Here is a 7,310-nt window from a genome sequence, read left to right as displayed (position 1 = left end):
GCGCAATATCCTGGGCGAGCTGCGCAATATCACCGTATCGCTTCGCGCTGGCACATGGTATTTCAGTGTACAAACGCAGCGTGAAGTGCAAGCGACTGTGCCGCTTGGCACTCAAGCGATTGGCCTGGACGTTGGAATTGCGAGCTTTGCGACAGACTCAGGCGGCAAACACATCGAAGCCTTGCATAGTTTTAAGCGCCATGAAACAAGGCTTCGGCGCTATCAAAAAAGCATGAGTCGCAAGTGCAAGGGCAGCAAGAATTGGAAAAAATCCAAGGCCCGCTTGCAGCGCATGCATGCTCGCATAGCGAACGTGCGCCAAGATTTTTTGCACAAGACCAGCAGCGAAATCTGCAGCATTAATGCGATGGTTGTGGTGGAAGATTTGCGCATTAAAAATATGAGCAAATCTGCACGTGGCAACGCGCAAGCGCCTGGAAAAAATGTCAAAGCAAAATCGGGTTTAAACAAGTCGATTTTGGATCAAGGTTGGGGCGATTTTCGCCGACAGCTTGAATACAAGATGCAGTGGTCTGGCGGCATATTTGTCGCTGTAGATCCAAAAAATACCAGTAGAGAATGTCCGCGCTGCGGACATATTCATGCTGATAATCGCAAAACTCAGGCGGTATTTTGCTGCGTGGCCTGTGACCACACAGCACATGCTGACCATGTTGGTGCGATCAATATTTTAGCGCGAGGACATCGCGTTTTAGCCTGTGGAGAAAATGTCAGTCGCGCCAAGCCTGCAAAGGCAAGGTGTGCAATTTCTAAGAAGCAGGAACCCGCCGAGGCGATTAATGGAGCGCTCAACGCGCTCCATTAACGCAGTAGGAATCCCCGTCTCTTCAGGGCGGGGAGGATGTCAAGTTGCGCTTAACTAAAAAACCGATAGATAGGATCTGCCATGCTGCCCATGACCTTGCGCCAGATGGAAGTGTTTACCGCCGTGGTGCGCCATGGCTCCACCGTGGCGGCGGCCGGGGCGCTGGGGCTGTCCCAATCGGCGACCAGTGCGGCGCTGCAGCAGCTCGAGCGCGTGCTGGGCACCACGCTGTTTGAGCGCCAAGGCCGCGCATTGGTGCTCAACGCTGCGGGCCGCACTCTGCTGCCGCAAGCGCGCAACCTGCTGGAGCAGGCCCAGCATCTGGCCCTGAGCGTGGGGGCCGCCAACGCCAGCACCCAGCCGGTGCGCCTGCACCTGGCCGCCAGCAGCACCATTGGCAACCATGTTCTGCCCCTGGTGCTGGCCCGCCTGAGGGCCACCCACCCGCACATCAACGTGGACCTGCGCATTGGCAACACCGAGCAGGTCGAGCACGCGGTGCTGGCCCTGGAGGTCGATCTGGGCCTGACCGAAGGGCCCTGCCGCACCCCGGCACTGCTGCGCCAGCCTTGGTACCAGGACGAGTTGCTGCTCGTGGCCCGCCCCGGCTCACGCTGGACGCAAAACGGCTGCGATATTGCCGCGCTGCGCCAGGCCCACTGGCTGCTGCGCGAACCGGGCTCGGGCACCCGCGAGGTGTTGGAGCACAGCCTGCTGCCCCTGCTGCAAGAGTGGCCCAGCACCTGCTCGACCCTGGGCAGCTCAGAAGCCATTGCCCGCTGCGCCGCGCTGGGGCTGGGCATTGGCTGCCTGTCCCGCGTGCTGGTGCAGCCGTGGCTGGACCGGGGCGAATTGGTCATCCTGCCCAGCCTGCTGCCGCCGCTGCGGCGTGATTTTGCTTTGCTGCAACGCCCCGCGCACACCCTGACCGCGCCACTGAGCGCGTTTGTCCAAGCGTGTCACGCGCATGGGCAACTGCACCAAGACCAGAACTAGAACTAGAGGGCTAAGGCCCAGCGCAACGCCCTGGGGCCACAGCCCACCCTGGCGGCTTATTGCACCAGCACTGCGCCCGCTGTTTTGTGGCTGGCGGTGTCCACCAAAATCAGTGCGCCCAAAACCCGCGCCTGGGCAAAGCTGGCCAGCGGCAGCGGCTCTTGCAGCAGCAGTTGCACCTGGCCGATGGCATTGGGGGCCAGCTGGCTGGCTTCCTGGCGCTCCAGGGTATGCACGTCCAGATTGAACAGCACGTGCTGCACCTTGGCTTTCACCCAGCGGTGGCCATGCAGCGCCCAGTACACGCGGCCCACCACCAGGGGTTCGTCGTCCATCCAGGCCACGGTGGCGGTGGCGGTTTTCTGGGCGGGCCAGGGGCTGATGGCGGCGGGGGTGTCAAAGTCGTCCTCGGCCACGGCGGCCGCTTGCGGGGCGGCCACAATCCAATCGCCGCGCGAGACATCCACCTCGCGGTCCAGCACCACGCCGGCACTCAGGCCCGCAGCCACGGTCTGCGGCTGGCGCGTGTGGTTGAGCACCTGGGCCACGCTGGCCAGCTGCCCACTGGGGAAGATTTGCACCGCTTGGCCCGGCTGCACTTGGCCCGCCGCCACCCGGCCCCAAAACACGCGGCGGCCTTGGCTGGTGTCGCTGGACGCAGAAAACTTCTCCACCCACTGCACGGGAAAGGCCAGGGGCAGGTGGGTATCGGCCGGCGTGGTGGGCTGGCTTTCCAGCAGCTGCAGCAGGCTGGGGCCTTGGTAGCCACACCAGCCCGCGTGGGGGGTGACGACGTTCCAGCCCAGCAGCGCCGAGATGGGCACGGTGGCGGTCACCGCCAGGCCGGCATCGTGCGCAAACTGCTGCAGTGCGGCCTGAATGTGCGCAAACGCCAGGGCCGGATCGGCCACGGCATCCAATTTATTCACGGCAAACACCAGGCCGGGCACGCGCAGCAGCTGCACCAGCAGGCTGTGGCGGCGCGTTTGCGGCAGCAGTTGCAGGGCCGGATTGGCCCAGTCCAGCTTGGTGGCATCGACCAGCACAATCGCCGCATCGGCTTGCGAGGCCGCAGTGACCATGTTGCGCGTGTACTGCTCATGCCCGGGGGCATCGCCAATGATGAATTTGCGCCGGTCGGTGGCAAAGTAGCGCCAGGCCACGTCGATGGTGATGCCTTGCTCGCGCTCGGAGGCCAGGCCGTCGGTCAGCTGGGCCAGATCGACCTCGCCGCCCTTGGTGACCCCGGCCACCTGGTCTTGCAGCACGCTGCGGCTATCGACCAGCAGGCGGCCAATCAGGGTGCTTTTGCCATCGTCCACGCTGCCGCAGGTAATGAAACGCAGGGCAGAAAAATTTTGATCTTTTTGCACGTTAAGGCCCGTCTGTTCTGTGGTGTTAGCTATCGTTGTCATTTAAAAGTAGCCCTCTTTTTTGCGCTTTTCCATCGAGGCATCGCTGGTCTTGTCATCCATGCGCGTGGCCCCGCGCTCGCTCACCTGCACGGTGAGGGTCTCCAGCACGATGTCCGCCGGGGTGGCTGCGCTGCTTTCCACCGGGCAGGTGCAGGTGATGTCGCCCAGGGTGCGAAAGCGCACCGTGCGGGTTTGCACCTGCTCGCCGTCTTTGGGCGGGGTCAGCGGCGAGACGGGCACCAGCAGGCCCCGGCGCTCAATCACTTCGCGCTCATGGGCGTAGTACAGCGAGGGCAGACCCACGTTTTCGCGGGCGATGTATTGCCACACATCCAGCTCCGTCCAGTTGCTGATCGGAAAAACACGGAAATGCTCGCCCGGCGCGATGCGGGTGTTGAACAGCGTCCACAGCTCGGGGCGCTGGTCTTTGGGCTGCCATTGGCCAAAGCTGTCGCGGTGGCTGAAGATGCGCTCTTTGGCGCGGGCTTTTTCCTCGTCGCGCCGCGCCCCGCCGATGAGCGCGTCAAAGCGAAATTCGTCAATCGCCTCCAGCAGCGTGACGGCCTGGTGCGGGTTGCGCGGCTCGTCCGGGCGGGCCAGGCGCACCGTGCCCCGGGCCATGCTGTCTTCGACGTTGCGCACAATCAGCTCGGCCCCCAGCTCCTGGGCCCGTTGGTCGCGGTAGGCAATCATTTCGGGGAAGTTGTGGCCGGTGTCGATCATCAGCAGCGGAAACGGCAGGCGGCCCACGCCAAAGGCTTTTTCCGCGCACTTGAGCATGACCAGCGAATCCTTGCCGCCCGAAAACAGCAGCGCGGGGCGCTCAAACGCGGCGGCCACTTCGCGCAGGATGAAGATGGTCTCTTCCTCCAAGGCATCCAGGTGGCGGTTGCTGACGGCCGACAGCACATCATGGTTCACAGGGGCATTCATGATAATTCTTAATAAAAATAGAGATTTCGTAGAACTGGCAAGCGTGAGCAGCTATCTTCTTTAATGCTTGCTTTTCTGCACATGCAGGCCGCACTCTTTGGCGTTTTCATCTTCCCACCACCAGCGCCCGGCGCGAAAGTCTTCGCCCAGCGTCACCGGGCGGGTGCAGGGGGCGCAGCCAATGCTGGGGTAGAACTGGTCGTGCAAGGGGTTGGTGTCCACGCCGTGCTCGGCCACGTAGTGCCAGACATCGCCCTGCGTCCAGTTGGCCAGGGGGTTGAACTTGGTGCGCGGCTCGCTGGTATCAACCAAGGGCACCGCCGCGCGGGCACTCGATTGCTCGCGGCGCAGGCCGGCAATCCAGCCTTTTTGCCCCGCCAGGGCGCGGGCCAGCGGCTCCATCTTGCGCATATCGCAGCATTGCTTGCGCAGGGCGATGCTGTCGTACAGCGCATCCTGGCCATGCTGGCGGATGTAATCGCGCACCGCCTCGGCCTGGGGGTGGTACACGGTCACGTCCACCCCCTCTTGCGCTTGCAAGCGCTCCAACAAGGCCAAGGTTTCGGTGTGCAGGCGGCCCGTATCGAGCACAAACACGGGAAGGTTCAGCTGCAACTGCTGGGCGATGTGGGTGATGACCATGTCCTCCACCCCCAGGCTGTTGGCCTGGGTGACCGCACCCAGGGCCGCGGCCTGGCGCAGGCAGTCTTGGGCCTGGGCCAGCTTGTCGGCATAGTCGGCGCTGGGCTTGGCAAACAGGGCCACGGCAGAGGTTTGCACCACCTGCTGGGCCACGCTGCGCAGGGTGCTGACGGGGGCGGGGGCGGCGGCGCTCATGCCAGCTCCAGCTCGGCCGCCTGGCGGGCAAACAGGGGGCGCTGCTGCAGCACATCGCCCTGGTAGAACGCGGTAAAGCGCTCAATCTGCCGCTGGGCCGCATCCGCACGCACCCCTTCGGCCAAAACGGCGCTGGTAAAACCACTGCGGTGCATGTGGACCAATTGGTCAATCAGCACATCGCCCGTGGCGCAGATATCGCCCTGAAAGCGGTAGCGCCGGCGCAGCAGCACGGCCTGGGTGTAGGCGCGGCCATCGGTAAATTTCGGAAAGTGCAGCACCACTTGCTCGATGCCCTGCAAGGCACCGCTGGCGACCAGCTCGGCCACGTCGGCATCGTTCGCAATTTCTAAAGATTTTTCGGCTTTTGCGCTTTCTAACCAAGCGCTGTTAGCAATAATTTTCATAGCATTTACTCCTGCATTCCCCACCTTAAATCGCCGCCGCTTCGGCGCGCGGATGGCGTGCCGCGTTGGCAGCGGCCTTGAATGGATCGTGGCCAATGCGGCGCAGCGCATCAATAAACAATTCGCCGGGCTGGCGCAGCGCGCGGTAGGTGCGCAGCAGGGCTTCCAGAACGTCCGGAATTTCTGCCGCACAGAACGCCGGGCCCACCACTTTGCCCCCAATCGCCGGGCCGGACAGTGTGGTGCCGTCGGCTCCCCCCAGGGTGACCTGGTACCACTCTTTGCCGTCTTTATCCACGCCCAAGATGCCGATATGGCCGCTGTGGTGGTGGCCGCAGCTGTTGATGCAGCCGCTCATGTGCAGGTCAATCGGGCCAATGTCCAGCACCTCATTCACGTCTTGGTAACGCTGCAGAACATGGTCGGCAATGTGCAAGGTGCGCGCGTTGGCCAGCGAGCAAAAATCCCCACCGGGGCAGGCGATCACGTCGGTGAGCAAATTGATATTGGGCGTGGCCAGGCCCAGTGCGTGCGCCACTTCATAAACGGCCGGCAAATCACTCTCAAACACCCAGGGCAGCATCACGTTTTGCTCGTGCGTCAGCCGCGCCTCGCCCGCGCTGAACAGCTCGGCCATGTGCGCCAGCGCCTCCATGGTGTCCGCATCGGCATCCCCCGGCGCAAAACCGGGGCGCTTGAACGACAAGGTGACGGTTTTCATCCCCGACAGCTTGTGGCCGCGCACGTTGTGCTCCAGCCAGCGCTGGTACAGCGGCGCGCTGGTGTCGGTCTGCGCGGGGCGGTTGGCCGCTTTCAGCTCAGGCACCACAAAGAACGCGCTCACGCGGTCCAGCTCCGCCTGGGTGATGGTGTGCGGGGCACCGTCCAGCTCAACAATCGCGTTAAATTCTTTTTCGACGGCATCAATAAAGGCCTGCCCTTCGGACTTGACCAAAATTTTGATGCGGGCCTTCCACTTGTTATCGCGCCGACCGTAGGCGTTGTACACCCGGATGATGGCTTCGATGTAATTGAGCACCTGGTTCCACGGCAAAAACTCGCGCACCACCGTGCCAATCACCGGGGTGCGCCCCATGCCACCGCCCACTTTGACGGTAAAGCCCACCTCGCCCTGGGCATTTTTCACGCCCAGCAGACCAATGTCGTACCAGCCCGTGGCGGCCCGGTCTTCCACCGCACCGTTGTAGGAAATTTTGAATTTGCGCGGCAGGTAAGAAAACTCGGGGTGCAGCGAGCTCCACTGGCGGGTGATCTCGGCAAACGGGCGGCAATCGACCACGCTGTCTTGGGCCACCCCCTCCCAGGCATCGGCGTTGATGTTGCGAATGTCGTTGCCGCTGGTCTGGATGCCGTGCATCGACACGCTGGCCAGCAACTCCATCACCTCGGCCGCCTTGCTCAAAGGAATCCAGTTGAACTGGCAATTGGTGCGCGTCGTGAAGTGGCCATAGCCATAGCGCAACGGCGGGGCCGGCAGGGTTGCACCAGGCTGGGAGGCCTGCAGCGCATCCTGCGTAGCCTGGGCCTGGGCCAACAGCGCCGGATCGGGCTGGTCGTACTCCCGCGCAATGCGGGCCAGCATGCGCAGCTGGGTGCTGCTAATTTCGCCATAAGGCACCGCAATGCGGGCCATGGGCGCGTAGCGCTGGATGTACCAGCCGTTTTGCAGGCGCAACGGCAGCAGCTGCTCATCGGTGAGCTCGCCGCGCTCCCAGCGCTCCAACTGGTCCCGAAACTGCTCGGCGCGAAGTTTTACAAATTGACGGTCAAATTCTGTGTATTGGTACATGGTGGTGCTCAAGCGATAGAACGCAGGCCGCCACTGTAGAAGACTTCTTTATAGATACAAAATACTATTTAATGCTTCCTATATAA

Annotated in this window: 7 protein-coding genes; 2 read left to right on the top strand and 5 right to left on the bottom strand. The window is 62.7% G+C overall.

Annotated elements, in window-relative coordinates; all coding sequences use genetic code 11:
* The coding region (locus tag ACFO24_RS01695; protein ID WP_377736478.1) for an RNA-guided endonuclease InsQ/TnpB family protein at window positions 1-826 on the top strand (826 nt) is incomplete at its 5' end.
* A gap of 81 nt (window positions 827-907) precedes the next feature.
* Window positions 908-1,822 (top strand): LysR substrate-binding domain-containing protein, encoded by a 915-nt coding sequence (locus ACFO24_RS01690; RefSeq protein WP_377736476.1) that lies wholly within the window; start codon window positions 908-910, stop codon window positions 1,820-1,822.
* Window positions 1,823-1,878: 56 nt separating this feature from the next.
* On the opposite strand, the gene ACFO24_RS01685 is transcribed toward ACFO24_RS01690, so the two are convergent.
* Genes ACFO24_RS01685 through ACFO24_RS01665 form a run of 5 tightly spaced genes read right to left on the bottom strand, consistent with a single transcriptional unit; the run spans window position 1,879 to window position 7,224 of the window.
* Window positions 1,879-3,237, bottom strand: a complete 1,359-nt coding sequence (locus ACFO24_RS01685) for a sulfate adenylyltransferase subunit 1 (RefSeq protein ID WP_377736475.1) — start codon at window positions 3,235-3,237, stop codon at window positions 1,879-1,881.
* Window positions 3,238-4,170 (bottom strand): sulfate adenylyltransferase subunit CysD, encoded by a 933-nt coding sequence (cysD, locus tag ACFO24_RS01680; protein ID WP_377736474.1) that lies wholly within the window; start codon window positions 4,168-4,170, stop codon window positions 3,238-3,240.
* Between the two features lie 60 nt (window positions 4,171-4,230).
* Window positions 4,231-5,007, bottom strand: coding sequence for a phosphoadenylyl-sulfate reductase (locus ACFO24_RS01675; protein ID WP_377736473.1), 777 nt, complete (start codon window positions 5,005-5,007; stop codon window positions 4,231-4,233).
* On the bottom strand, window positions 5,004-5,414 hold the full coding sequence (locus tag ACFO24_RS01670) for a DUF934 domain-containing protein (protein ID WP_377736471.1): 411 nt from the start codon (window positions 5,412-5,414) through the stop codon (window positions 5,004-5,006). The genes ACFO24_RS01675 and ACFO24_RS01670 overlap by 4 nt, the downstream gene beginning before the upstream one ends.
* A 25-nt stretch (window positions 5,415-5,439) precedes the next feature.
* Window positions 5,440-7,224 carry a nitrite/sulfite reductase gene (locus ACFO24_RS01665; protein ID WP_377736470.1) on the bottom strand — a complete coding sequence of 595 codons (1,785 nt, stop codon included), beginning with the start codon at window positions 7,222-7,224 and terminating at the stop codon, window positions 5,440-5,442.
* Between the last annotated feature and the right edge of the window lie 86 nt (window positions 7,225-7,310).

The organism is Comamonas denitrificans, assembly GCF_042654745.1.
GTDB classification, from domain to species: Bacteria; Pseudomonadota; Gammaproteobacteria; order Burkholderiales; family Burkholderiaceae_C; genus Comamonas; species Comamonas denitrificans.
This window is presented reverse-complemented; position numbering and strand designations above follow the sequence as displayed.